The sequence below is a fragment of the Paenibacillus sp. FSL K6-1566 genome, assembly GCF_038050475.1.
Classification (GTDB): Bacteria; Bacillota; Bacilli; order Paenibacillales; family Paenibacillaceae; genus Paenibacillus_AQ; species Paenibacillus_AQ lactis.
The window spans coordinates 24,584-50,172 of record NZ_JBBOSR010000002.1; the positions used below are offsets into that span (position 1 = coordinate 24,584).

The following is a 25,589-nucleotide window of genomic DNA, read 5'->3' on the forward strand; positions in this document are numbered from 1 at the left end:
CCATAAATTTGTTTTTTGATATTTGAAAAACCTCAGCACAATTAGCGCTGAGGTTCTTACTCAAATGGATCTTCTTCTGTTTTTGTCGTTGTGTAATCGAAATCATCTTCGTCTACATGTGGTTCGTCTTGGATAGGGTCGGATATAAATTTCAAACGTGAAGTAAATGTTTCTTGATTAGGCTGCACATCTAATGCCACATTGCCCTGTTCAAGTTTAGCGCCTCCGCTCTTGATTACGGCACCAAATCCTCTCCACCATCGCCGCTTTACTTCCCATTCCCGCCGCTCTTTCCAGTCCCTCGGAACAAATGAACCTTTGCCTATTTTCGGCGGTAAAGGTGTGCCATCGTCCAGAAGCTTCGCCACGTAATGGAATTTGGGTAGTCCATCCATCATCTGCGTGTAAAAAATACGGTCTTCTTCCTTTTCCGTGTCCCGATAATTCTCCGGCAAAAAGTTAGGGAGTAATAATTGCTGTTTAAATGTGCTTTGACGCATTATGATTTGTTTTTTTCCAAATTCCCGACTAAATTCAACAGCATCTTGATAAGATAGCCCGCCAAAAGCGATTTTGTTTCGGCAACTCGTCATAATGGATTGCTTCATGGCCTTAGCGTTGATCTTGCCAGATTCGACTTCTAGCTGCCCCAAAGACTGGATAGCAAATATTCCGGCTGTTCGATACTCCGCTGCAATGGATAAGAACAACTCCACATCGGGATTAATATATCGGGAATACTCATCCACGATCATAAAATGCGGTACGCGCGTGCGCTCTGTGCCCGGCCTGCGGAATGTTCCGCTCTGCAAATGCATAACGACGAACTGACCAAAGGCATCCCCGGCTTTCCGCAATTTACCCATGGCCGTATTTACGGCTAATACACCGCCAGAAGCAAAATGCTTGTCCATGTCGAAATCGGATTGTCCAGTCAAGATTGGCTCCAAATGCCGGTTAGACGTTAAGTTCTCAAGCTGGGCGCGAAGCCCGATAACAAACTGCTGATATTTTTCCTTCTGTGCCCCAAGCAGTTCCGATTGGAAAAACTGAACCAGATCGGATTCACCCTCTTTAAAACGAAGTTCCTGTACCTTATCCTCCAGCATTCGTTGATCTCGCATCGTTCGGAGTACATCGCCCAGGTTAACATCATCCAAGTAAAGACGTTTTAAAAGCTTGGTAATATTCCGTCCGGCAAGCTCCTGCACTGTAGCAAAAAATGCTTCCTGTTTCCCGAACATAGATTTAAGGACAGTAACCGTAGCTTCTGCTACGTCGTCCTCGTCGCCTTTCATCACCGGAAACCGCGCGCTATGAGTTATTGTGGGATCAACATGGACACAGGGCATATCCATTGCATCACACATTTCTGCTACCATTGCCGCAACATCACCTTTAGGCTCCACAACAGAAAGTCCGAGTGGAACCCCCTTCTTCTTCAGAAGCAGCAACTGATAAATCATGGGCTTGAGTAAAGTGGCTGTCTTTCCACAGCGGGTAGGGCCAACAACAAGCATATGCGTGAACATATCACTGCCACCCCATTGAATCACGCTCTCACCTCAATCCTTCATAGGTATTTCTTCACCCAAGATCAGCCGAATCTCTGTCTTGGAGGAAATAAATAGACGTTTAAACCTTTTCCAACGATCAGCCGCCGTAGGTTTGACATGAACAAGTTGTTGCTTGTTCACATTGCCTCGACGGTTTTTCAAATTGTGTTCGAGTCTGTAATTGGTAAATGTAAGGAACGAGGACAAAATGAGTGCTGCTATAAAGGCTGTGTGCACCGTTCCTGTTATCGAAAACGGAAAGGATAGAGTCGCTATAATCTCCTCTTTCAGTCTGAGACACAACGCTATCCCAATCCAAAGCAGGCTGGTGAAGAAGTAAATTAGCTTATTCTCCCGTTCTAACACCCAACCGTATAAATAGATGATTAAACCGATGATGCTAAGTGACCAAGGAATAAATAACGGCCAACCCGGTAAGCGCCAATACAAATAAGCCCACCCGCCAAGAGTGAGCAATAAGCTTACGAATCTGATCATGGCATATAAGTTTCCTTTCAAATCTTCGTTCAAATGAATTCAAAGGGAATTCTTTGAAATACCCACAATATCCACATGTGCTGCGGTTGATAACTCCTGCTTGTAGTGTTCAACTTCATCCTCATAACAAAAAAGAAGGACTCTGCTGCTAGACTAAAAAGTAGACATGGAGAACCGAGAATCGGGTAAAATGAATCTATCCAAATTCGAGGTGCTACCATGACGAAAAAATACGATAAAGAATTTAAACTGCAAACGATTCAGATGATCCAGGAAGAAGGGAAAGCGGTGGCGCAGGTCGCCCGCGAACTGGGGATCAGCGACAACACCCTGTATCGTTGGATGGCGGAATACAAGAAAGACGGCGCACAGGCCTTTCCAGGCAGTGGGCAACTGAAAGCCGACGATAAAGCAATGAGAGATCTTCAGAAACGCCTTCGTGATCTGGAAGAGGAGAACGACATCTTAAAAAAGGCGATGCACTACTTCGCCAAAGACCGGCGCTGATCTATGCCTTCATCCACGATCATCGCTTCAAGTGCCGAGTCTCGAAGATGTGCGAAGCCTTTGAAGTATCCCGAAGCGGCTATTACAAATGGACCCAGCGAAAAGCCAGCAAACGTGAAAAGCGACGTCGCAAGCTGGAGCGGCGGATCCGTCGTATCTTTCTAGAATCCCGTCGATTATATGGAAGCCCCAAAGTAGCAAAAGAACTGCACAAGCAGGGCATACGAGTGTCCGAGAAAACAGTCGCTCGGATCATGAAGGAGCTGGGTTTACGTTCTCGCACGGTGAAGAAATACAAGGCCACAACCAACTCGAAGCACAACCTGCCTGTCCAAGAGAACGTGTTGAACCGCGAGTTTAATCCGTCCGCTCCAAACAAGGCCTGGGTGGCTGATATTACGTATATCCCGACCGATGAGGGGTGGCTATACCTGGCAAGCATCATGGACCTGTACAGTCGTAAAATCGTTGGATTTCACATGGATGAGCGAATGACGAAAGAACTCGTGTTAACGGCGCTGGACCGCGCCCACAGCCAGCAGCGACCGTGCGAAGAGGTTCTGCATCATTCGGATCGCGGCAGCCAGTACGCTTCTCATGACTACCAGGCGCGGCTGCGCACCTACAAGATGAAAGGCAGTATGAGCCGCAAAGGGAACTGCTACGATAATGCGTGTATTGAATCGTTCCACAGTGTGCTTAAGAAAGAACTTGTCTACTTGGAGAAGTTCAAAACACGCAAGCAAGCCAAGAAACGCATTTTTGAATATATTACCTGCTTCTACAATGGAAAACGAATCCATTCCGCGATTGGGTATTCTACGCCCAATGAGTGCGAACGTATGTACCGATCTGCCGCATAATTTTCTCGATTCTTTGTGTCTACTCTATTGACAGAGGTACACTCTTCGTCCTACTGTCTGGCTTACACCTATGGAGTAGTTGGTTAAACATCGTTTCAAAGTCATCATGTTCATCGTCAGGAGTTCGATGACATAGGGGTCTTTCCACGGACCAATCCGTTCTTTTTGCACCAGCCCGTATTCAAATCCGTATTTGCTGGAATGGCCAACTTCTTTCAGTTCTCCATACGGTTCAAGTAATTTCTGTAGCCTTAAAAACGTGTTTGTCAGGATGTATTCCCTTGTGATTTGAATCCCCCACTCATTGAACGGCAGCAAGTGAACCGGAATGCCACCTGTAACTAAATTTAGCTTCTCACTCATGGTTTCAAAAGCATGTTTTACGGATACGCTCTTGTAATACACCAGGAATCCTCGCAGTTTCATGTGCTTCTTGATCTCGTTGATGATCTTGACTAGCGTTTGTTCCCTGGCATCGGGCATCAGGATGTAGATCATATAATCCCCTTTGTCACTTCTGAATCCACCGACCGTTAGATTACCACGGTTGAGATTGTATTTGCGTTTGATCTGGCGAGAGTCCATATACGGCACTTCGGGGATCTGCACGAATAGCTCGTTCGCATCCGTAATGTACTGCCGCTGTTGAATTGACAGCCCCAAATCCCTTGCTCGATAGTTCTTGCCGTCCAATAAGCCACGTTCAATTAACAAGTCCATCCCTGCTTCGGTTAATCGAACATAAGCCGCCGTTACTGTCCGACCTGCTGTTCTCTTACCGTACACATTCGTAGTGATCAACCCTTCCTTCTTCATAACATACAACCGCTTATGTGCATACTTCTCACTATCGAAATGCTTCACTGAAATCTGCTTCTTCGTCATTTCCCGTAGTTCATACAGTTCCTGCAATATACTCAGGTCTCGGTCTGTCCATTCACGTTGTCTTGGCATGTTTACCTCCTTTCTGCTGGAAATTTACTGCCCCGCATTCTAAGATACATCGTCTTGTCAGGGACGGTTTATGGGTTAATGGACGGGGGGCGTAGGACGGGGTGGTCAGAGTCTATCGCTCAACTGCGTTTCGCGGTAGCCTCTTCCCACCTTTCCGCTCCAGCCTTGATTTCGTATCGGGTACAATCCAATGTCCAGCACGCATTTTCAAAAACTTCTTTCCAAAAATATCGGGTTCAACTCATAGGGGGTGTTTATCGGGTTCAAACATACCCGAAAAATCATGTCTGGACCGGTACTTTTTACGAATATTTTCAATCATTTTCAAAGCATTTTGAGAAGGTGTAACAAAGACTTGAACATGGTTTTTACGATTAATATCCAAGAATCCAGATTCCATAATTTCTATTTCCTTCCATGAATCATCTTTGATTAAACCGACATATCGAATCGCGTTTATTATTGCGCTACGGTTACGATTGTCCAGGTCACGAATCAATAAATCCTCAAAAAAATGGCAGATATAAATAAAGGCCGACTTCAAGACTGGAATTTCTGAATCTTTTATTGCTTCCATTGTTGCCTGTGTGTAATAGTTTTTAACCTGATTTTTGTATTGCTTGTCCTTAGAGTAAAGTGGCAACATCCCCTGATACGAGAACTGATATACCGAATATTCGTCTAACGTGAAGGTGCTATAAATACAAGGCGGATAAGCCTTGGGATCGGGAGATGTACTTTCAGGTAGCATCGTTCGCCATTCTGCCAGTGACTTTCCTAATTTAAAAGACAGCCCCACGGTTTGGCGGTACATTTCCTCAATCTCTTCAACTTTATTTTGGGCCTGATCTTCCCAAAATGACATCTGCTTCACTCTCCTTTTCTTATGTGCATCACTTAACAGTAAAAAAATAGAAAAACCTCACTTCTTCTGCTTCACAAGAGTTTATTTGAAGCGTATCACTTCAAGTCGTTTAAGAAATCAAACGGGTCATTAAATTCCCCCTCTTCTTGGTCCGGGGCTGAAGCTGGCTCAGCCACTGAAAGCAATGACTCCAAATCAACGGTTGCCTTTTTCTCTTGAGGTTTAATCCCTGCCAGTGCTTCTGCAATGGCATCCGTTTTTTGAGTGCGTTCTTCCGCTTTGCGCTCCAGTTCGGTCAGTTCTTCCGTCAGCTTCATCACACGGTCGGGGAAATTGAGTCCGGCAAACACCGTATAGATGGTTACTTGCCCTAGCTGATCTCCTACATAGGTAGCTACTGGATTCTCATCGAGAATGGGCGTACTGTCATGCAGAAACGATTGAATCTGCTCAACAAATGTATGAGTAAACAAGCGTTTAGCCGTAGAACCATCTGCTACAATACTGACCGCGCTACTGGTTGCATCCTGTAGATCGTAACCGGCTGACAGCTCCCCGTTTAGTACACTTTGTTTCAGGGCTTCCATGTAAGTGACCGGAGAAGCGAGATCAACCGTCTGAGCAGGCAATGTGCATTTTGCGATATGCAAACATCCACCAGTCCTCAGCATATTGAGCCACTCGGAACTGTCGAAATGATAGCTGCCGTATGGCTTGTAGCTGGCAGTAACAGTGTTAAGATCATGAAGCAGACGTGCTACATGCCGATTACACGATTTCATGAAGTCCTCTACACTCTGACTTTGACTCAGGCCAGTTTGAAACAGCTTTTCGTTATCCACTACAATGATAGCGCCCAACCCTTGCATCGCTCTCTTAATCACTTGCAGACGCTGCAAGGCATTATCCAATACCCTCCTGCCTTCGTTACGCCGTGGTAACGTTAGCAGCAGGCCAAATCTGCCTGCAAAGCCCTTTGCGTGCAGTAAACGAATAGCTTCAATAACCGAGCCCGTTCCTGTGCCGCCACCTAAACCACAGCAAATAAAAATATAATCCCTGTCATTAAAGAAGCTCTGCAGTGTCTCTGCAATAGTTTCCTTGTGAACATTGAATGCTTCCTGCCCAAGCTGAATATCCCTCCCTACACCGCGCTCATATCCCGATAAGATCACTTTCTTGATATTCGGATAATCTGGCAGTTTGAGAAGATCCATCTCATTACTGTTAATCAATAAGGCCGTATAAGGACGCTGCTCACTTTTGGCAGATAACCGCATCCCAGCACATGCATGAGCAATTGAAGTTCCTCCCATCCCTAACCCCAGAAAACCATACTTCAAACTGATATTCATTGCTCCGCTCCCTTTCGTTTGATTCGTTCTTGCATCAGCTTATATTGCCTATAGTTGAGTAGTTCTTCCCCTAATGGGGATAATGTGTATCGCTTGGATTTTGCTACTTCAGCTACCTGAACCAGCGATGCTCCTTCTAACATCGCTGCCGCTTCATCCAGCAAATGCCTTGATCTAATCGGCAACTTCTCCTGCTCTACATCAGGATGTATCTTTTTGTACAAGGCGTTGGTTACATCCCTTAGCTGCTCCTTCTGTACAGGTCGTTCTGCCATTCTAAGTGCTGCCAACATCCACATCATATTTTCGTTCTCAGCAGTAGCCAATAGTAGCGCATCCAAAATGGCTTCTCTGCTCATCAAGATTGTCTACCTCCCTTCACTCATTATTAAAATAAAAAAAGCCCCTACCCGAAGGCAGAGGCTTAATCCTATCCAAATCACCAATATAAAAATATCTTCAGCGTCAAATATGTTATTAGAAAAAACGGCGCTAGTGGAATTTTTTCTGTTATATCCCCAGCCCACTTAACAGCTAAAGCAAATAGCCAAGCAAACGTGAGCATGATAATCAAAAATAATATTGCTTGCTGCCAGCCAAGAGCCATACCTACCACTGCCATTAGCTTAATATCTCCACCGCCAAATGAATCAGGTTTTAAGACAGCAAATACATAAAGCAAGCCAGCTCCAATCAAAACACCTAGCAAGTAATAATAAAAAGGTTGTTCACTATGGAATGGCCGAAATATAAGAAAATATCCAATCCCTATACCGCTCAGCCAATCCGGAATGACTCTCCATCTAACGTCAGTGTATGTTGCCATTCCCAGCAAAGCTATCAGCGGAATCGACTCCAGAAAATTGTTCATGTTCTTTCTCCTAACTCTCTACTAATAGAAAAAGCAGCCTCCGAAGAGACTGCTTGAGGTCGTCTATGATATAATTAAAACTGCAACAGAAAGGCTATATGGGCGGTCGGCTAACCTCTCGGAAGGGAGGTGATGCCATGGAAGTTAAAGACGCTTTAACAATTATGATCGGTTTCAGTTCGCTAATTATCGCGCTACTGACGCTGGTAGTTACAATTGTTTTAGCGATCCTTAACCAAAAGAAATAGACCGCCCCTCCTGAGAAAAGGTTTCGGTCTTATTTCTTAATAAGCATTATCTTTTCTTAATGCCGAACCGCCCTTAAAAGCGGCTGTTGCAGGGGACGGTGACCGCCGTCCCTTTCTTATTTTTATTATAAATCTGAAATTACATACATGCAATGCCCTTATTTGTACCACTCCGATGTATCTCGCTTCGTCTGCCAATCATCATACATGCTACCGTAAATGGTTATTTTCTTGATGATGCAAGAGGATAAGTCATTCTGTCCAGCGTGCATGGCTACAATTTTAAACGTATACTCTCCATCGGGAGCTTTGACATCCGTATAAAATTTTCGTTCATAGATGTCAAGAAACTTCGATTTGAAATGCTCTTCTGGAAGCTCCCATGTTGCTGTTTTATCATCTCCACCTGTCTTAACTAGACCAATGCTGGTCACATAATCACCGTTGGTGTCCCAAATATAGACCCTAACCTCAGTAGGCCCTTTTAGCTCACCCCCAATGGGTTTAGCCGTTCCTTCTAAGCCTTTAGGGACTTTGGTTTCCCAATCTGTGGTGTATTTTGTCGTTGCTTTGATCTCTACACCATAACCGGCACGCGTAACCTCATTTGGATTCAAGCCATTTTCCTCAGCCCAAGGAATGATTTCCCACGAACCTCGGCTTTCACGATCTGATTCCTTCTCTTCTTCCGGCTTCCAAGGCGGGGCTGTAGGAATTCCCTGCTTTGTATTCAGTTCAGCCGAAACGGTAAGCTTTTCATTATAGGTTACTTTTCGATTCTCCCAAATCGGGTCGCTGTAATCCGTGTAGCTTTCCGTAGAAGTATGTCGTTTACCTTCTGAGTCCGTCCAAGACACCGTTCTGGTCTTGGTTGGATAGCCTGTAATCAATGGATATGTCACATCCCACGTTGCCTCCGGCTTCGTGGTATCACAATAAGCATCGCCGCCATTCTTGGTTACAGAGCAACCAGTAACGGCTACGTTATTAGAACGATCTTTATCTTGTTTTTCCTTCTCGGGGTCTACATGAACGCTTAAGGTATGGATACCCGTATTTCCTGTCCACTTGAAGCCGCCTACAGTAATCGGCGTATTAGCAGGCATGTTCTTTCTGGTTTCGTAGATGATCTTCTTACCATCTTCCATGAAGCGTATCAGGACATTGGAAGCATCCGTAGCCCCAACGTTCTTCACTTTTGCTGTTACCGTAGATGATTGGCCTACCCTTAGAGCCGATGGGCTGGCGGTAATGGATTGGGCGATCAGATCGTTCTCTGCCCCCTTACGCTTGATTGTCCAGCCACCTTTGATCTCGTTATTATAGTATGCTTCATTCGGTGATTCCAGCGCCCTATCTGGATGATTAGGATTGTTTATCGTGACATCTGCTTTGATGTAATATGTGCCTGGATCATCGCTGATCTCGATCTTGCCAAGCATATAACTGTACTCTTTCCCTACAGTGAATTGCTCTGGCAAATCCTTGTACATGGACGAGAGGTTAAAGTTGGTAGAAACCGCACCGCCTATCGTTACCTTCGCTGTCATTGGCATTCCACGTTCACTTGCATAGTCATCGGAGATAATATCTTCATCACCATCATAGCGGAACTTCACCCAAAGCTGACCACCTTCAGTTAGCGTCAATTTTGTTGGAACATAATCCATATTCAGATCGTCTGCCAATGTCACACTCTCAATCTGAGTACGTCCGTAGCCATCATCTACGATAATGTCTACCTCTTTTCCAAGTACACGTGACAGCTCTTTACTGGCGATCTTAACGGTATTGCTGTACTCTGTATCGGTTGTGGTGATTGATGTAAGCTTCACACGCTTAGTCATGTCAGGGAATGCACCTTTGGGCAACGCATATACATCAACTTGGCGCAGACTGTTATTAACCCCAGCAGTTGTGAAGCTTACTGTTAGTTCCTCGCCTTTCGTGACTTTCAAGATAGGCCAAGCAGTAACATTGAAATAGGCATGGCCTTTGCCATCAACCTTTTGGGTGCGGTCAAACTGGACACCCATTCGGCTGACGATACCAGAGGTGCGCAGAAACCTGTAATTCCATTCCAAAACATAGTAGTAATCATGATCAGAATCATAATCCGTTCCGCGTACAGTAAAAGTATCTCGAAAGTACTGTTGTTGCTTCTTAGATACATTCATGTTACCTGACCATACAGCATCGAATAGTTCACCTACAGCAGCCTTACTTTTGTATGTTAGGCCAAAGCCGTTTTTATCCGAGAACTCAGGATCTCCCGGTTTTTCTTTTACCGCGAATACATCGTAGTTATCTATAGTTTTCTTTTGACCGTTTGCAAAATTAAAAACAGCTTGCCATTGATAAAGTTTCCAGAGGTTATCTTTTGCATCTCTACCCAATGCCGGAACAAACCCCACAAAACTATCTCCGGTTTTACCGTATTCCCATAATCCAAAGGCGTCATTTACATGCTTTTGTAACATTGGGATTCCAGCAGCGTAGACTATTGTTGATATCAGCATACTTATTAGTAGTATTACAATGCTTACTTTTTTCTTCATTCACATTCTCCTCTACCAAAAACTGAAAAGAAAAAGAGCCTACGACTTTTAATCGCAGACTCAAAATGTAAATTGAATCGTTTAGCTTATTCTAATTTCTGTGCAAGCTTCTGTACTTCGGTCAATGGCGCCGCAGAACCATCACCAGTATTTACTACAATGGCATCGTTGACATTACTGAACAATGCCTCCAAATCTTCGTTTCCACTACTATCTAAACTTATCATATATCCTTCTTTTTCATCTCTGCCCGAATATATTTTTGTAAGCATGATGTATCCCTTCCCTTTTCCAATATCAAAGGAATACGTTTTCCCAGGAACAAATTTAGTATTCCCCGCATATCCTTGCGCTCCTTGTGGAAGGGTAAAAGTCAGCTTTCCATTCTCGACCTTCATATTATCAATAAACAACTCTTTTGCTAGCTCTGTATATCCAGCCTTCCACTTAAAGTCCGTGCTGTACATGTTATCATCACTCGGAACCGGATCTGGATCGGTCACTTCTTTTCCTGTACTAATGCTAACCAACTTATTGCTTTGATTCCAATTAACTGTGGCGCCAAGTGCTTCACTGACAAAGCGAAGCGGTACAAACACCCGGGAACCTTGAAGCCGGGCTGGTACATCCAATTTAACGATTGTGTCTCCAACCAATACGATATCGGAATTAACCGGCATGCGAATCATCTTTCCGTTTAGTTCAACGTAAACCACTCGCTCTACCCGACTACCTGTTGTCTCCTTTTTATAGTCAACTTTTGCACCTAATGCCTCAGATACAAAACGGATTGGGATCAACACTCTATTGTTTTCAAAATAAGGCTTTTCGTCCGGAAACTTTACTGTCTTCCCGTCAACCTGCACGGTTACATTTACTTTAGCTGCTGATACAGAGGATACAGCAAAACTAAATACCATAAGTACACTCATCAATATTAAATATACTCTCTTTTTCAAAATCATCATCTCCCTTTCACATTTAGGGGCATACGCATACCCCTTTTGTATACTAGAAATCCGGTTCACAACATAAGTTCCATTATAATTCAAGCATCATTTTCACTCAATTGCTTCCAATTGATTCTACCCTCCCTTTACTTCACCTCTATAAAATGCGAAAAGCTCCACCGGACCTAAGCCAATGGAGCCTAAAGATTTGTCATTTGTAAATGTCGCCGCGTGAACCTATTACTCGTATATAAATGATCTTCTCTTGTTCATTTATTTCATTTCAATCCACGCACTCACAAGGAGTGCGACGATTGCTTCTTTATGGTAAGTCAACCTGTAGCCCGAATTCACGCTTAGCTGCCTCCCCTGAAACAAACTCAGTCGGAGCTTTTAGTTGTCTCAGTTCTTCGTCACTCAGCGGTTCATCATCTGGTTCCAATCTGCTATTTCATCCCAACCCATTTTATTCCCAGAACGGTCAATTAGGTATCGAAGGAAATCATATGCAGTGTTCTGATCTCACTCATTCAGATGATCAATTAATTTGTACAAATCCTCTTTACGAGCCACCGTAGTCCTATCCTTTCATTACTTAACATCTCGCTCATTGTATCATCATTTGGTCACTAAAAGAAAATACCCTCTAAAAAGAGGATATTAGAATTGTAAATTTATTCCATATTTTGATTTACAGCTTCGCTACTTAATTAATTCCATTGTATACCTTGTGGGGAGAAAATGCAAGATCGTTTGTTCGCTTTTTTTCATTAAGTAATAGCTATTTGATGATCAGGACAAACCTTGTCTTTCGTCAATAGACACCTCGTTCTTCAAATCAGTCGATATATTTTTATTTAGTTCGCAGCCAATAGATTAAAAAACACTAAAATTCTATACTTAGAAACTTTTAAATCAATAGTTTGAATTACTCAGATATAATTCAATAATGGTATGGATAAGAATACTGCAGGAAAATCCAGCTTGCTTTGTCGAAATATAATACATTAGTTAATGTCAGAAAAGTGAGGATAACTAATGGAAATGACATTTGGTAAGTATAAAGGTAAGACTATTAAGGAAGTATACCGAAGGAATCCTAGTTATTTTTCTTGGATGAAAGATAATGGTATGTCAAATAAGCCTGAGTATCAGGAGTTTATAGTAACTATTCCTTATGAACATCCTGAACGATTCGAATGGGAGGTCGATATCCGTAGTGAGTATCAGTGCTGGAAATGTAAGAACATAATGAACATATTTCTGATGTTTAACCCTGAAATCGAGAATGAGTTAAGATCTGGGTATCCAATAATTAGCGATCTTGCTTATAATAAACCCAAATCGTTAATCCCTTTTGCAAAAGAATATGGAGTTCATCTTGAGGAACGTTACAGTAAGGTAACACAGTCAATGTATGTCATGCATATCTGTCCTCATTGTAAAATGCATCAAGGGGATAATTATGTTGTTGAAGATAATGAACAGAAAACTGATCTCGTAAGAAGGATGCGGATTGTTTTTGATAATGGAATTTGGAGAGAAATACGATAAAATACGTCGTGTATAGGGAACATTCAAATGAATGAGTCATATAAAGCAAGCATTACCTATACAACAAAAATTTTCATTTATATGAGTACTCTCCTGAAGCGAATGACTATTTTGACTCACTTTTTAGAATCGTCTAAAGATAAAATTATATACATACATGTTCATAGAAATATTTTTAGCAAATCCCTTAAAATCTAAGGGACAGATTACTCTTGAAGGGATTTTGATCTTCTTGAATTAGATAATGGCGAAAATGGGGTAGCTGTAAAAGGGAAATTTGCAGTAATAAAGGCACGTTATTATAAATTCTCGAGCATAAAAATAGGAATTGTGTTGGGTAAAATTGAGGGGGAGAATATGTATATATCCAGAATTGATATAGAAAATTACCGGAATTTTAAAAACAAATCCATCACTTTTAACGATGGCATTAATGTCATCATTGGACATAACAATGCAGGAAAGACAAACCTTATCAAAGCGTTATCGATAGTTTTAGATCCCAATGGAAAAAAGAGAATGGATATACACGATTTTAATAAGAGTATAACATTAGAAGAATTAAAATCTAGCCCTCCTAAAATTAGAATTAGCGTAACAATAAAACAAAGTGAAAACGAAGATCTTAATTCCGATGACCTGGTGACAGTAGCAAACTGGTTAACTAAGCTTGAGGAACCATATGAATCAGTATTGACATACGAATTCTTTCTTCCTGAGAAAGAAACTGAAAAGTATGTAGTGGCTCTTTCCAGTGTAGTTAATATTGATAAAGCTTGGAGAATCATTCAACAGGACTTCATGAGGCTTTATATTTATAAGATATGGGGAGGAAATGTCTTAAATCAAAACGTAGCCGATAGCGAATCATTAGAAAAATTTGACTTCCAATTCCTAGATGCGATTAGAGATGTAGAAAGAGATATGCTTTCAGGTAGGAACACACTACTTAGAGATGTAATAGATTTCTTTATGGATTACGATATAAAATCAGATCTAACGAGAACGGAAAAGGAAAAAGTAGATGAACTCAAGCTTAAAAAGCAGAGTTTTTCTGATACCGCTGAGTTATTACTCTTAAATCTTTCACAGAGAATGCAACTCGGAAAAGAACAGATACTATCTTATGCAAAAGATACAGGCGCATCATTTAGTAAAGCTAAACCTGATTTTGAAGGAAGCATATCTGATGTTGAGTTGTTTTCAGCTCTGAAATTAATAGTCGAGTATGAAACCGGCATCAAAATTCCTGCAACTCATAATGGACTAGGCTACAATAACTTAATCTTTATGTCATTGTTACTATCTAAAATGCAGGTGAATGCAGATGGAAATTATTTAGGAAGTAATGCTAAGGTTTTTCCAATTTTGGCAATTGAAGAACCGGAGGCTCACCTACATCCAGCAATGCAATATCAATTCTTGGATTTTTTACTGAAAAATAAGAAAGAGGGTAAGGTTAGACAAATATTTGTTACCACGCACTCAACTCACATTACATCTTCTGTTTCTTTAGATGAATTGATCTGTTTATATAATGAAGTAGGGGAAACTAGTGTAGGTTATCCAGGAAAGGTATTTCAGGAAAATGAAAAAAGTAAGAAATATGTTCAACGTTTTTTAGATGCAACCAAATCAGATATGCTTTTTGCACAGAAAGTTATTTTAGTAGAAGGAATAGCTGAACAACTACTAATATCGATATTGGCAAGATATCTAGGTGTTTCATTGGAGGAAAATCACATTTCAGTAATTAATGTTGGCGGAAGGTATTTTGAACACTTTCTTTATTTATTTAATCTTGACAATCCCTACGCTATATATAAAAAAATTGCATGTATAACAGATAGAGATCCTGAGAGAAGGAAAAAAACCAAGGGGTCAAGTTATAGTAAGTGTTATCCTTATGAATATGGTGTCCAAAAAGACGTATATGAGTATAAACAAAATCCTTCATTTAACTTGTACCCACGTGACAGACATTCTAATATAGCTATTTTTTCTCAGGATGATAATGAAGGGAAAACATTTGAATATGATTTAGTTCTACATAACCCATCACTTGAAATGCTTGTTACTAGTTCTATGCACAATCAAGAGGAAATAAAGAAATTAATGAGATTATTCAAGAATGATGCGGAGTTGTCAGAATATGATCTTATACTTAGACAGAGTGAAGAGAATAAAAGAATCTTGGAAAGTATATCCTTAAATACCATATGGGTAAAAGATCAAAAGGCAAGAGCTCTTATTGCCTCTCGTTATCTTAATTCTGTTGGAAAAGGAGAAAATGCCTTGGAATTAGCTTATGTACTATCAGATAATTTAAGTAAAAAAGGAACAGATGATTTTCAAGAATTTGTAGTTCCGACCTATATAGAGGAAGCTATTACATGGATAATTCAATGATGGAAATAAACTCCGATTCCTTGATACCTATAGAGAATCATTTTCGCGTAGCTGCAGGCCCTGGTGCGGGAAAAACTTTTTGGCTTGTACAGCACATTAAGAACGTTTTGCATCATTCCCAAAGGTTAAAAAGGACGCGGAAAATTGCTTGTATTACTTATACCAACGTTGCAGTAGACACCATTTTAAATCGATTAGGTACTAGTATTAATCAGGTTGAAGTTTCTACTCTACATAGTTTTTTATACAAACACGTTGTGAAACCTTACGCTTCATATCTCGAAGAAGAATATGAATTGAATGTGAGAGAAATAGATGGGCATGAAGATACAGTAGTTCATTGGAAAAAAGTTAAACAATGGATTGAACATCATCCCAATGTTAATCAATTAAAACACCCATATTCCGTAAATCAACTGATCAAGCTAAAAGATAATACTATCTCTCTCACTCGATGGTTACAACACTTAACTTATCAATTTGATTTGAATGGAAACCTTACAATTACTGGGGATAATAAACAGGCATATAGAATTGAAAAAAATGGAGATCAGGAAGTTAGAAAGTATCTAAATAAAAGATGTTTGGAAATTCTTGGTACGGATTTACTATCGTACAAGAAGCTTTACTGGTCAAAAGGTATTGTCGATCATAATGATGTTCTTTTTTTTAGCTATCAACTTCTTAAAAAGTATTCGTTTATAATAAGCGTTTTACGAGCAAAATTTCCTTATTTATTTATAGATGAATTTCAAGATACGAATCCAATCCAAGTGGAGATTCTAAAGTTAATTGGTGCAAAAGAGACAGTAGTTGGAATCATTGGTGATGAAGCTCAGTCTATCTACGGCTTTCAAGGTGCTGATCCTAGACAATTTTCTTCCTTTTCGTTACCTGGATTACAGGAATATGTGATTAAAGATAATAGAAGAAGTACAAACTCGATTGTTGATCTATTGAACTTAATTCGAAAAGATATAAAGCAAAACAAGTATAGAAATGTTGAGGGTGATAAACCATGTCTTTTAATTGGGGAAAGAATGGCCGCATTAACAAAGGCAAGAGAACTTGCCACTGATGAGGTCTATTCATTATCACGTGATAATTCAACCTCCAACGCAATGAAAAAAGATATATACGGAGAAATATCGAACAATAAGTTAGTTGAAGAACTTATGGAAGTAGACAAATCATCTAAAAGTAACAAATATAGAAGTAAGGTGGTATTTTCTTGTTTAAAATCCGCTGAATTTGGTCGAGAAGGAGACATTAAAAAAGCTATTAAAGAACTTGAAGGTCTTGCTAAGGATATTCGTGATAAAGATGAAGGAAGGAAGAAGGCATTAAAGTCTCTCTTCTTACTATTGAAAAATTATGATAATTATAAGCATAAGTCTCTCTATGAATTCTATTCATTTATAAAAAATGAGGTAAGACTAGAAATATCAAAGTTAGGACAAGGTGCAGCTAGAACATTTTACGAGAGTTGCACATATGATCAATTAGCACTCTGTGTGAATATTACCGATGATAATAGTAAGCATCGGACTATTCATAAATCGAAGGGGGACGAATTCGATAACGTACTTATTATTTTTAAGTCTTCAGCTGAATTGGATGTATTTAAAAAGCCGGATTTAAAAAATAATGAGGAACACAGAATTAGCTATGTTGCTCTAAGTAGGGCAAGAGAACGCATATTTATAAATATTCCGTCAATTAGTGATGACCTTCTGACTGAATTAAGCGGATTGTTTACTATAATAAATGTTTAATAATGAAATGATTATTTTGATTTACATAAGGGTCTGTCCAATAAGTCCTAAAATAAAGAAGGTTGGGCGGAAAACAACGTACCTGTTTTTCTGCCCAATCTTTTTTCGTCTCTTGTTTCTGCAGGAAGGTAGCTAGGCGAATGCCTGCCACCTTCAGTAGATTGTGGGCCAAAGCCACAATCCCAAATTCCGTGTGAACCTTGTCTAGCCCCCGTAAGGAGAACCGACGGAATGACAGATTGCCCTTGAGGTGACCGAATACGCTCTCTACCTCGACTTTACGTCGAGCATAGATCGCAGTCTTCTCGCCATCCGGATCCAGAATCATCTGAACTGTTTATTGTCGTAAGGTTTGAATGTTGGGGCTAAATTTCGCTTTGTCGTCACATTCTCTTCAATATCCCCTAGAGGAAGTGTGGGTTGCATGGTATACTGTTCTGTAGTAGTCGTTAGATTACGAAAAAAAATCGCCCTTTCTTGAGTTGGTGTTGTGGTAACTTCCATTCTACAAGTTTGGCGATTTTTTGTTCCTAATTTTTTTAAAATTCAATGAAAACGGGGCGTCCAGTAGTCAGTCAACACTGACTTTTTGGACAGCCCCTTCAAAACATATTAAATAATCATTTGAGAAAACCTTTTTAAAGAAAAGCTACGGATTTTGAGCAAACCACGAAAGTGCCAGAATCTCCGAAGCCACGATAGAATGATATTTTGCTAAATCTTCTATTACTTCTAACGCCCAATCTTTCTTAGCTTGATTTGAGCGAGTGGTTGTCCATTTTTTTTGAGCTTTTTCAATGTTATATGCTTGATAAAGACCAGGAATTATTTCTGCATACAGTTTAATTAAGAATTCAGTTTTAAAATAGTTAAAATCTAATATTTCTACTCCATTACTAATAATTGTTCTTGAACCATCTGTGATACACTGATCTCCCAAAGAAACACATAAATCAATATTTGGCCCAAAAATATTGAAATCAGACTCATAAATAGATTGATTTACTCCTAATGCAGTCTTATTTGATAATTCATCTGTACTCTTAGGACCTTTTCCCTTAGTATTATGCTGCTGTCGATCTGAGAATCTACCTATGCCTTCCACATCTCTAATCTCATAATCTCCGTAAACTGTATTAATTATGGACTTTGTTTTATGTTTATTAAACAACCAATAATAAAAATCGCTGTCTAACTTGTACTGTTGAGGATTAATGTCTATTTTTCCCCATTCACTTTTTTTTCTAACTCCATTCCCAGCCCCCATCAAGATACTTTTAACATCAAATGCATTGTTACTACCATAGACAATTGAATAAAGACGAGAATCGATCTCAAGAAAAATTACGCCAGCTTCGTAGGGATAAACTCTCTTAACTCTAGGCAATAATACTTTTCTTTCTTCATCAAAATATGCATTTGATTCGGAAGCTTTTTCCATGTGCCCTGTCGCTAAAACATACCTGATTTTGCTATTTTTCTCATCATTCAAGTCAAAAGTATGTATTTCTCCGTTCGATTCCCATCTATGAAATAAGGTTTTATCTTTAGACGGATAGTTGCTGTAATCATCACTTTGTAAGTATTTAATCGGTTCGGTATAATTCAATCTAAAGAGTTGCTTCAATCCTTCTAAAGTTAACTTAGGGTCCAATGCCCATATCTTCGATCTTAAACCTGTTCTACGATTATCCACACGAATTATCTCCTATCTCATTTAACCTCTTCAGAGTTATGATAGTAATCTATTGTGTGTTGATCTGGCTGCCATGAGAGTGCAAAAAGTAACCACTTGGCTGCTTTTTTAGCTTCACCAATGGTTAGCGTCGGGTTGATATAGATTCTCATATTTGAATTAAAATAGCCTTTAGAGTCTTTCGTCTCCTTGATAAAGAAGAAATATACCTTAAAAGGTTCAGCATCTGCTTTATAAGCAGCCACAGATTTAACGTACTCCGTGATATCAATACTAAATCCTGACCTATCAGATTTAGGAATTACCTCGCTTAATAGTTCTTCATCCTTAGCCTGAAGTTCAAGTCCAGGGGGATTACACTCAATATTCAATAATAACCTCTTGTTTCTTAAATACCGATTAATAAACCAATTCATACCTTTAGTTCGCTTCAGTTTAATTTCAAGTTCAATAGTTCTCTGCTTTTGGCCAGATACACCTTGATGATATTGAGTCTTGTCCTCTCCTGTTGCTTTATTCTTTTGTTGGACAGTAAGAGCTAGTTGGCGTTTAAAGTGACTAGTACACCAAGTAATAATTGCTGGTATTATTATGCTTAGTAAGATAATACTCGCATCTTTCAACTTATTTTCAAACCAAGGCGTAGATTTTTCATGCCAGTACAACAAAATTAAGAGAACAGTATTTAATAAGGAATTAAGAATTGATCGCCACAATTAAATCCTGTCCTCCCTTACTACACCAGATAAAACCCCCACAGGGTACATGTTTAAAACTTCCTCTAAGTTAGGATTAGCAGCGCTGACATCCAATTCGGCCAAAAACGTATACCGAATTCGATACCCATTCAGATAGTATTCCAACGCTTTAAGATCGTTACCTTCATCCCAACGCTCTTTAATTATCTTTAACAAGGCTCCAAATTCCTGGTTCTCCATTGCGTATTTGAATTCATTACAAGTTTCTTCATCCAAATATGAATCAAAGAACTCTAAATCGGTTAACTTAGCTCCTAACCTCCCAAGCTTTTCAATAATCACATGAAACTTTTCTTGATCTACTTCAAATTCGCGTAAACCATACTCCTTTACTAGCCAATCTCGGTCAGCTTTGGTAATGACATTTGTATCAACCCCAACCAAAGATGTTCCGGGTCTCATTATTAACCCATCAATTCCACTTTTGTAAAGCTGGCCGATTTTTTCTTGAGAGCCGTGATATAAAAATACCACATGCTTTGGCACGGTTTTATCACCCCGATCTGCACCTTTTTTTCTTCATTTTACATTAGAATTCCAAATTATTCGAAAATTATTTACGTTGAAGTTCAATGGTATTATACATTTAAAGGGAGTTGCTCATTAAACAGTATATGTGATACTGACGATTATGAACTATGTGAAAAAAACAAATTTCACACATTGCATTCCGCATTTCCATAAAATCACTCATTTCAGTATCTACTCCGGTTCATGTATGCTCATAAGCAACCATATCCTACCATAAAATCAACATTATCTGACGCTCAGTATGTATTTTCGCCATAAGGAATCATTTTCCTGCTGTTTTAATGAATCTATATACCTATTTCCAAACCTCAGGACTATCTCAATGAAATGAGAAAACAATCCATAAGGCGTACATAAAAGAAGGATTTTATGTAAATGTATGGAATTAAGTTACAGGGAGGTGAGATAATGTTGACTTACATAGCTAAGGCAATAAAGGATAACAAAGAGGTTATCCTTACACTCAAAGACAATTCCAAAATTTCGGGACTACCAAGCTGGGGAGAGGATCGCAGTAGGGTAAAAATAAAATCGCCGAATAAGGTGATTTGGATACCATTGAATGAAATTGTACACGTAACAACAATCCTAGGCTTTAATAAGCATACATAACAAAAAAAAGGCACTTATCAAATTCTATATGAATCATTTGATAAGTGCCTTGTTACATAATTTTATTAGTTGATAAGTCCCAAGGACCGATAAATTAAAGCAGCACACTCAGCCCGTGTCATGTCACGTTTTGGCTTAAATGTCTGATCTGGATAACCGGTGATAACTCGCTCAGTAGTCAGAGCAGCTACCTCCGGTTTCGCCCACCAAGCAATTAGACCAGCGTCTTTATAATTGGCTTGGGCTGCAGGTACATTACCTTGATATGCCGCATTAGCGATCATCTTTGCCGCTTGCTCCCGTGTGATGGGATCTAGTGGTCGGAACTCCTTCGCGCTGATCCCTTTGGCGACGCCATTTAGCACAGCGGCGGATAGTTCTGGCACATACCACGCCGTCCGTTGTACGTCCTCAAAGGTAAGGGCTGCATCAGAGGCTTCTTGTAACTCCATAGCCCGCACGAGCATTGATGCAAACTCCACACGAGTCACTTGGCGGTCCGGTTCAAATTTGGAATCAGACACGCCTTTGACGATACCCATGGCGTAAAGTGCAAGAATTTCTTCCTTAGCAAAGCTGCGGTCAATGTCCTCAAACCCAGCCTGATCCGTATGAGTTTGAGGCTCAGCCGTATGCGGATGCGCAGCTTCTTGCTCGTCTACAGGAGGTTTCGGTTGCAACAAATTGCTTCCACCATATGATGGAAGTGACAGCGTCTTACCAGTTGCTGATTTTGGTTTGGTTTTATCTCCAGCGCTGTTCTCTGTCCAGACAGTAAACGTATAGCCCTTATCCGATGACAAATTGCTCGCGGTGTATGACTTCTCTTTACCACGATGTACTTCCTTCCCATTCACTGCATAGACAAAGATTTCATTCGTTAACTGACTATCTACTGTGACTGTCAGCGAAGATGTAGTCGGATTGCCAACAGACACCTCAAAGTTTGACGACGGCAGTGTCACAAACGGCGGAACAGGAGTTGCTTGACCTTCTCCGACGTCGTTAATCGGGATGATCGACCAATTGTCATATTCTTTGGCACTCTCCAGTCCTCCGATCTCCTTGGCTGTCTCAGGGGCAGTAATGATGCCTACGACGTTACCAGCGTCGTCAACAATCTTGTACTGATCCGCTCCCTCAACCGGATCGATAACGATCACTACAGAATGCTCGTCTCGGTCTCCAACAGTGATTGGTTGACTGGATTGAGGATCATTCGGATCGATGCCCCATTCACCCGGAAGAGTGCGTTGAGTGAAGCTGGATTTTTTACCTTCGCCAGTCTCATTCACGGCGGATACGTAAACAGTATGAGTGGAGCCAGGCTTCAGATTTTTGATAGTGTAACTGGTTTCTTTTGTTTCTCCAATAATCTCACCCTGCTCGTTGCGAACTACATACTTCGTTGCGCTAAGAATCTCGTCCCAAACCAAGGTAAACTGAGTGGCTTGAACATTGTCTATCCGCACATCGGGGCTGGCTGGCAATGTTAATAATGTCTTAGCAGCAGCCTCACCATATCCCGATGCATTTCCAGCCTGCACTTTCAACTGATAAGTTTCCCCAGCCCGTAAGTCGCTGAGCGAAATGTCAGTCCCAGATGTCTCAAAATACACGTCATCCGTTACTGTAACTTTGTATTTATCCGCTCCTGTTACTGGCTGCCAACTAAGCTTCGCCGTTGTATCGGAAATGTCTGTAATCAATAATTCACCCGGTTTGTCAGGCAAAGTGCGGACTGTTACTCTGTTGGCTACGCCAGTACCGCTCCGGTTTTCAGCGTAGACTTCAAATGTGTATTCAGTGCCTGAATTAAGAGAATCGATTTCAAATTGCTTTGTTTCAGGAGCCAATTCCTTTTCCTTCACTCCGTTCACCAGCACCACATATTTCTCAGCACCACGAACCGTATCAATTGAAAAGTTGACCACATCTTTACCAATCTCATCGACAGTAATCTTCGTCTTGCCCGGAAGCGTCAAAACCCCATTAAGATAAGCGATATCACCGAACCCAGATTCATTCTTAGCTGAAATCGAGTAATCATACTCTGTTCCGCTTTTCAGACCGGTGTCAGTAAAGGATAGTTCAGACCCGCTATATCGACTTACTGCATCACGCAGCACTTCATACAGCGTTGCGGTTGGCGATGCCGTCCATGACAACTCCACTTCTGTTTCTCTGATCTGAACGGATTGGAATTCGCCCGGAGCCGCTGGAAGAGATAAAAAGCCAAGTACACTGCTCTGACCAGCACCACTTGCATTTTTAGCTGTCACACTTACCGTATACTGCTTACCGCCCTCCAGCCCTGTTACTTGGTGTGTTCCAGCGGCAGAAAGTTTTTCTTCATAGACAAGGTTCATTCCCTCTTTAATAGTGAGCAGATAGCTTTCGGCGGAGTCTACTGCATCAAAAGAGACATTGACCGTCCCACTGTTATTTGGCACAAATGATACCTTCAAACCATCAACAGGAGCCGGAAGAGTGAGCACTTCAAACTGTTCACTCCATTCACTTTCTCCTACGTGATTCACCGCCTTTATGCGGTATTGATAAATCGATCCAGCAGCCAATCCTTCTTCCCTGATATGATCCGTTGGATGGTTCACTAACCATGAGCGTCCTGTTGTAATATTCTCAACTTTATACTGATATCCATCCCCTAAAGAGTGGTTTGGCAGTGACCATCCGATCTCGGACCAGTTCTCACCAATAGAATTGAGTTTTAAAACAGGAATATCCGGGGACAGTTGAAGTTGGTATGGCCCCGCTGAGATCGTGGTCTCTTTCCCTGCAATATCCTGTGCTTTAGCGTGAATATACCACTGACCTTCATTGGTAAGTGTAATATTTTCAATATCTTTTGCCGTATCCCATGAAGACGGAGTTTGGTTAGATTGAGTCACTTTGTAGTATTTATTGCTCAATCCACTATCATCAAAATAATGAATAGTGACAGATACAGGATCGCTTGTCCAAGTTGCATCAGAAGGACTAAATGAGATTTTAGGTGCCGATAAATCCTCCGTCACTGTAATATGACGCTGAAATACATCCGACCACAAATTGGCATCATTTAAAACTTTTAATGAGATTGTATACTCCCCTGCACCGTAAGCTAAAAAGTTACTTATCATGGTTGAACCAGAGTATATTTCAGTACCCTCTCTCTTAATACTCCAAACCCTTTGTGTAATGTTTCTGCCAGCCGGGTCATACGAATGATCTTGTATTTCAAGCGTTTTATACTTGGTCACTTGATCTGGAACTCGAAAATCTGCAATAGGCTTCAATGCAGTGGAACCGGTAGAAACATAACGTACCATTGGTTGGCTCCATGCTCCTTGATAATCCAATACTCTAAGTTGCACTAAATAGTCCTTACCCAAAGGAAGGTTGCCAGGAATCATGCCATCTGTCCATATGGTGGCTGTTGTCTCGCGCCATTTCCACTCCGTTTGTGCAATCCCCTTTGTTGGTGTGGACTCCATGTCGAGATCATAGGACTGATTGTTAACGGTAATCGTGTAATTGTTAGTCCCCTTCGTAACTTTTAGTGTAAAATCTGCTACTGGTCTACGATGCACATAGAGATATTGTGGTGTAGGGTGGTCTTCGCCAAACCAGATTTCATAGCGCCCTGGTTTATCAAATTTCAGCGGCAAATCCTTTTGCCATCTTCCGCTCCATTGGGCTTGACCAGTACTGTTCTCATAATACGTACTATCATGTTCAATTTTCCAACGGCCATTTGGAAATTCTGGTGTTTGGGTATTATTCATGAATGAAGATGGATTAACCTCAAGATGATTATCCTCATCAAGGATCATGTATTGTGAACTGCCATTCGATCTGATTTTAGTGAAGATATAGTTTGCTAGCTGATCGATCGCAGTTGCATAGTTATTCCCATTAATAAATACTCCGTTACCATTGTTACGTGTAATAAAGGCATTGGCCTGTTCTTGGTTAGTTGAAGAGCCTATAGCTACGTAATCAACAGCGTTATTAATCATACGTGTTAAAATTTCTCCAGAAGCCGTTGTACTGTTTAAATCGGAAATCACATTATTATCAACATTGACAATAAAGCGATCTGACCCTTCCCTCCAGATTGGTTGCAATAATACCTCTCTGTATTGCTTTGGCTTTTTCGTTTCCATTTTTATATTTTTAAACGTAAAGGAAGATACAGAAGAGCAACCATGGCTTGTGTAGCTTGCAAATGGACCAAACCCATTCCCATACTTACTTGTTAAAGTGTAGTTATTTATTAACACTTGATTGTTATCCCACATATTAATACTAGTTGGAGTTACCTCTATTTTGACTTGATGCGAAGTCACCGCAAGTCTTGGAAATGTAGAAACCAGCCTTCCTGCATTGGCTAATGAATTATAAGTGCCATTTCGAAGCAGATCTACATTTACCTGATTTAGCTCAAATAATTTGATTTCCGTTTGACCGAATAAAATAACATATCCTGAAACGTATCCAGTGTTAATGGTTGCATTAAATAAGAATCCAGCCCCTTCGAGTGTATGCCAGTCCATTTTTTGCTCTAAAACCTCGAACGTGAAAGTTTTTTTCTCCGCAGAGGAATCTGGCATAAACATAAAATCTTTATGAGCTTTATCAGTATAACCATAGAAACTTATATCCTTATTACTCACGATAATATGCCGATAAAGTGAGTTACCATACGGTTCTGGATAATTAATATGGTCATATATTTGCCAATCAAATGTATCTTCTGCTGTCATAGACTTCATTTCTAAAGCTTGTACTTGTAACTGATTAGCATCTACACCTTTAGCAGCTAATTTAGCCTTTAAATCCTGCTCGAAATTGGACAATTCTAAATTCGTGCTTCCTGCTGCCAGTGCAATGTCAATCTTAGGATCAGCCTTAATGCTGATCTGAACTTTATCATCAGCAAATGCACGTGGGCCTTGTCCAAGCAGTGTAGATGTAAACATAGCTACGGATATCAAAAATATAAGTGACTTTCTAAACATTCTCT

At 40.5% G+C, this 25,589-nt stretch carries 19 protein-coding genes; 5 read left to right on the forward strand and 14 right to left on the reverse strand.

What is annotated here, in order from left to right:
- Nucleotides 1-56: 56 nt before the first annotated feature.
- On the reverse strand, nucleotides 57-1,556 hold the full coding sequence (locus NST08_RS29665; RefSeq protein WP_144872907.1) for a type IV secretory system conjugative DNA transfer family protein: 1,500 nt from the start codon (nucleotides 1,554-1,556) through the stop codon (nucleotides 57-59).
- 9 nt (nucleotides 1,557-1,565) lie between these two features.
- Nucleotides 1,566-2,054 carry a hypothetical protein gene (locus NST08_RS29670; RefSeq protein WP_316010425.1) on the reverse strand — a complete coding sequence of 163 codons (489 nt, stop codon included), beginning with the start codon at nucleotides 2,052-2,054 and terminating at the stop codon, nucleotides 1,566-1,568.
- A 219-nt stretch (nucleotides 2,055-2,273) separates the two neighbouring features.
- On the opposite strand from NST08_RS29670, the gene NST08_RS29675 reads away from it, so the two are divergent.
- A protein-coding gene (locus NST08_RS29675) for an IS3 family transposase (RefSeq protein WP_248931314.1) occupies nucleotides 2,274-3,424 on the forward strand; the annotation gives its coding sequence in 2 pieces (ribosomal slippage) (nucleotides 2,274-2,529 and nucleotides 2,529-3,424; 1,152 coding nt in all).
- Nucleotides 3,425-3,448: 24 nt separating this feature from the next.
- On the opposite strand, the gene NST08_RS29680 is transcribed toward NST08_RS29675, so the two are convergent.
- The 5 genes from NST08_RS29680 to NST08_RS29700 form a co-directional block, all read right to left on the reverse strand.
- Entirely contained in the window at nucleotides 3,449-4,378 is a 930-nt protein-coding gene (locus NST08_RS29680) for a hypothetical protein (RefSeq protein WP_341342687.1), read from the reverse strand.
- A 241-nt stretch (nucleotides 4,379-4,619) separates the two neighbouring features.
- Complete coding sequence (locus NST08_RS29685; RefSeq protein ID WP_270406093.1) at nucleotides 4,620-5,243, reverse strand: hypothetical protein; 624 nt, start codon at nucleotides 5,241-5,243, stop codon at nucleotides 4,620-4,622.
- Nucleotides 5,244-5,338: 95 nt separating this feature from the next.
- A complete protein-coding gene (locus NST08_RS29690; protein ID WP_316010428.1) occupies nucleotides 5,339-6,598 on the reverse strand; it encodes a plasmid replication protein in 1,260 nt (419 codons plus the stop codon).
- A complete protein-coding gene (locus tag NST08_RS29695; protein WP_036715581.1) occupies nucleotides 6,595-6,960 on the reverse strand; it encodes a hypothetical protein in 366 nt (121 codons plus the stop codon). Before NST08_RS29695 ends, NST08_RS29690 begins: the two co-directional genes overlap by 4 nt.
- Nucleotides 6,961-7,037: 77 nt before the next feature.
- Nucleotides 7,038-7,469 (reverse strand): prepilin peptidase, encoded by a 432-nt coding sequence (locus NST08_RS29700; RefSeq protein WP_052147455.1) that lies wholly within the window; start codon nucleotides 7,467-7,469, stop codon nucleotides 7,038-7,040.
- 137 nt (nucleotides 7,470-7,606) lie between these two features.
- Between NST08_RS29700 and NST08_RS29705 the strand changes: the two genes are divergently transcribed.
- Complete coding sequence (locus NST08_RS29705; protein ID WP_197070091.1) at nucleotides 7,607-7,717, forward strand: putative holin-like toxin; 111 nt, start codon at nucleotides 7,607-7,609, stop codon at nucleotides 7,715-7,717.
- 158 nt (nucleotides 7,718-7,875) lie between these two features.
- Here the strand turns inward: NST08_RS29705 and NST08_RS29710 are convergent, their stop codons facing one another.
- Together NST08_RS29710 and NST08_RS29715 are read right to left on the reverse strand one after the other, a co-directional pair.
- On the reverse strand, nucleotides 7,876-10,275 hold the full coding sequence (locus NST08_RS29710; protein WP_341342688.1) for a CARDB domain-containing protein: 2,400 nt from the start codon (nucleotides 10,273-10,275) through the stop codon (nucleotides 7,876-7,878).
- A gap of 86 nt (nucleotides 10,276-10,361) precedes the next feature.
- Nucleotides 10,362-11,240 carry a copper amine oxidase N-terminal domain-containing protein gene (locus NST08_RS29715; protein ID WP_249413061.1) on the reverse strand — a complete coding sequence of 293 codons (879 nt, stop codon included), beginning with the start codon at nucleotides 11,238-11,240 and terminating at the stop codon, nucleotides 10,362-10,364.
- A gap of 1,023 nt (nucleotides 11,241-12,263) precedes the next feature.
- Here NST08_RS29715 and NST08_RS29720 point away from each other — a divergent pair.
- The 3 genes from NST08_RS29720 to NST08_RS29730 all read left to right on the forward strand — a co-directional run bounded on the left by NST08_RS29720 (nucleotide 12,264) and on the right by NST08_RS29730 (nucleotide 16,963).
- On the forward strand, nucleotides 12,264-12,779 hold the full coding sequence (locus tag NST08_RS29720; RefSeq protein ID WP_341342689.1) for an exodeoxyribonuclease X C-terminal domain-containing protein: 516 nt from the start codon (nucleotides 12,264-12,266) through the stop codon (nucleotides 12,777-12,779).
- Between the two features lie 357 nt (nucleotides 12,780-13,136).
- Complete coding sequence (locus NST08_RS29725) at nucleotides 13,137-15,188, forward strand: ATP-dependent nuclease (RefSeq protein WP_341342690.1); 2,052 nt, start codon at nucleotides 13,137-13,139, stop codon at nucleotides 15,186-15,188.
- A complete protein-coding gene (locus NST08_RS29730) occupies nucleotides 15,173-16,963 on the forward strand; it encodes an ATP-dependent helicase (protein ID WP_341342691.1) in 1,791 nt (596 codons plus the stop codon). Before NST08_RS29725 ends, NST08_RS29730 begins: the two co-directional genes overlap by 16 nt.
- On the opposite strand, the gene NST08_RS29995 is transcribed toward NST08_RS29730, so the two are convergent.
- The 5 genes from NST08_RS29995 to NST08_RS29755 all read right to left on the reverse strand — a co-directional run bounded on the left by NST08_RS29995 (nucleotide 16,947) and on the right by NST08_RS29755 (nucleotide 25,584).
- Nucleotides 16,947-17,291, reverse strand: coding sequence for a transposase (locus NST08_RS29995; RefSeq protein WP_445933653.1), 345 nt, complete (start codon nucleotides 17,289-17,291; stop codon nucleotides 16,947-16,949). The two genes, NST08_RS29730 and NST08_RS29995, sit on opposite strands and share 17 nt — an antisense overlap.
- Before the next feature lie 321 nt (nucleotides 17,292-17,612).
- Nucleotides 17,613-18,659 carry a hypothetical protein gene (locus NST08_RS29740; RefSeq protein ID WP_341342692.1) on the reverse strand — a complete coding sequence of 349 codons (1,047 nt, stop codon included), beginning with the start codon at nucleotides 18,657-18,659 and terminating at the stop codon, nucleotides 17,613-17,615.
- A 17-nt stretch (nucleotides 18,660-18,676) separates the two neighbouring features.
- Nucleotides 18,677-19,375 (reverse strand): hypothetical protein, encoded by a 699-nt coding sequence (locus NST08_RS29745; RefSeq protein ID WP_341342693.1) that lies wholly within the window; start codon nucleotides 19,373-19,375, stop codon nucleotides 18,677-18,679.
- Nucleotides 19,376-19,903 (reverse strand): hypothetical protein, encoded by a 528-nt coding sequence (locus NST08_RS29750; protein ID WP_341342694.1) that lies wholly within the window; start codon nucleotides 19,901-19,903, stop codon nucleotides 19,376-19,378.
- Between the two features lie 722 nt (nucleotides 19,904-20,625).
- A complete protein-coding gene (locus NST08_RS29755) occupies nucleotides 20,626-25,584 on the reverse strand; it encodes a fibronectin type III domain-containing protein (protein WP_341342695.1) in 4,959 nt (1,652 codons plus the stop codon).
- Nucleotides 25,585-25,589 lie beyond the last annotated feature (5 nt).

What these genes read in the sequence shown, in the direction of transcription:
- NST08_RS29670 (WP_316010425.1), bottom strand. Translation starts at nt 2,054, where the DNA reads ATGATCAGATTCGTAAGCTTATTGCTCACTCTTGGCGGGTGGGCTTAT.
- NST08_RS29680 (WP_341342687.1), bottom strand. Translation starts at nt 4,378, where the DNA reads ATGCCAAGACAACGTGAATGGACAGACCGAGACCTGAGTATATTGCAG.
- NST08_RS29685 (WP_270406093.1), bottom strand. Translation starts at nt 5,243, where the DNA reads ATGTCATTTTGGGAAGATCAGGCCCAAAATAAAGTTGAAGAGATTGAG.
- NST08_RS29690 (WP_316010428.1), bottom strand. Translation starts at nt 6,598, where the DNA reads ATGAATATCAGTTTGAAGTATGGTTTTCTGGGGTTAGGGATGGGAGGA.
- NST08_RS29700 (WP_052147455.1), bottom strand. Translation starts at nt 7,469, where the DNA reads ATGAACAATTTTCTGGAGTCGATTCCGCTGATAGCTTTGCTGGGAATG.
- NST08_RS29705 (WP_197070091.1), top strand. Translation starts at nt 7,607, where the DNA reads ATGGAAGTTAAAGACGCTTTAACAATTATGATCGGTTTCAGTTCGCTA.
- NST08_RS29710 (WP_341342688.1), bottom strand. Translation starts at nt 10,275, where the DNA reads ATGAAGAAAAAAGTAAGCATTGTAATACTACTAATAAGTATGCTGATA.
- NST08_RS29715 (WP_249413061.1), bottom strand. Translation starts at nt 11,240, where the DNA reads ATGATTTTGAAAAAGAGAGTATATTTAATATTGATGAGTGTACTTATG.
- NST08_RS29720 (WP_341342689.1), top strand. Translation starts at nt 12,264, where the DNA reads ATGGAAATGACATTTGGTAAGTATAAAGGTAAGACTATTAAGGAAGTA.
- NST08_RS29725 (WP_341342690.1), top strand. Translation starts at nt 13,137, where the DNA reads ATGTATATATCCAGAATTGATATAGAAAATTACCGGAATTTTAAAAAC.
- NST08_RS29730 (WP_341342691.1), top strand. Translation starts at nt 15,173, where the DNA reads ATGGATAATTCAATGATGGAAATAAACTCCGATTCCTTGATACCTATA.
- NST08_RS29995 (WP_445933653.1), bottom strand. Translation starts at nt 17,291, where the DNA reads ATGATTCTGGATCCGGATGGCGAGAAGACTGCGATCTATGCTCGACGT.
- NST08_RS29755 (WP_341342695.1), bottom strand. Translation starts at nt 25,584, where the DNA reads ATGTTTAGAAAGTCACTTATATTTTTGATATCCGTAGCTATGTTTACA.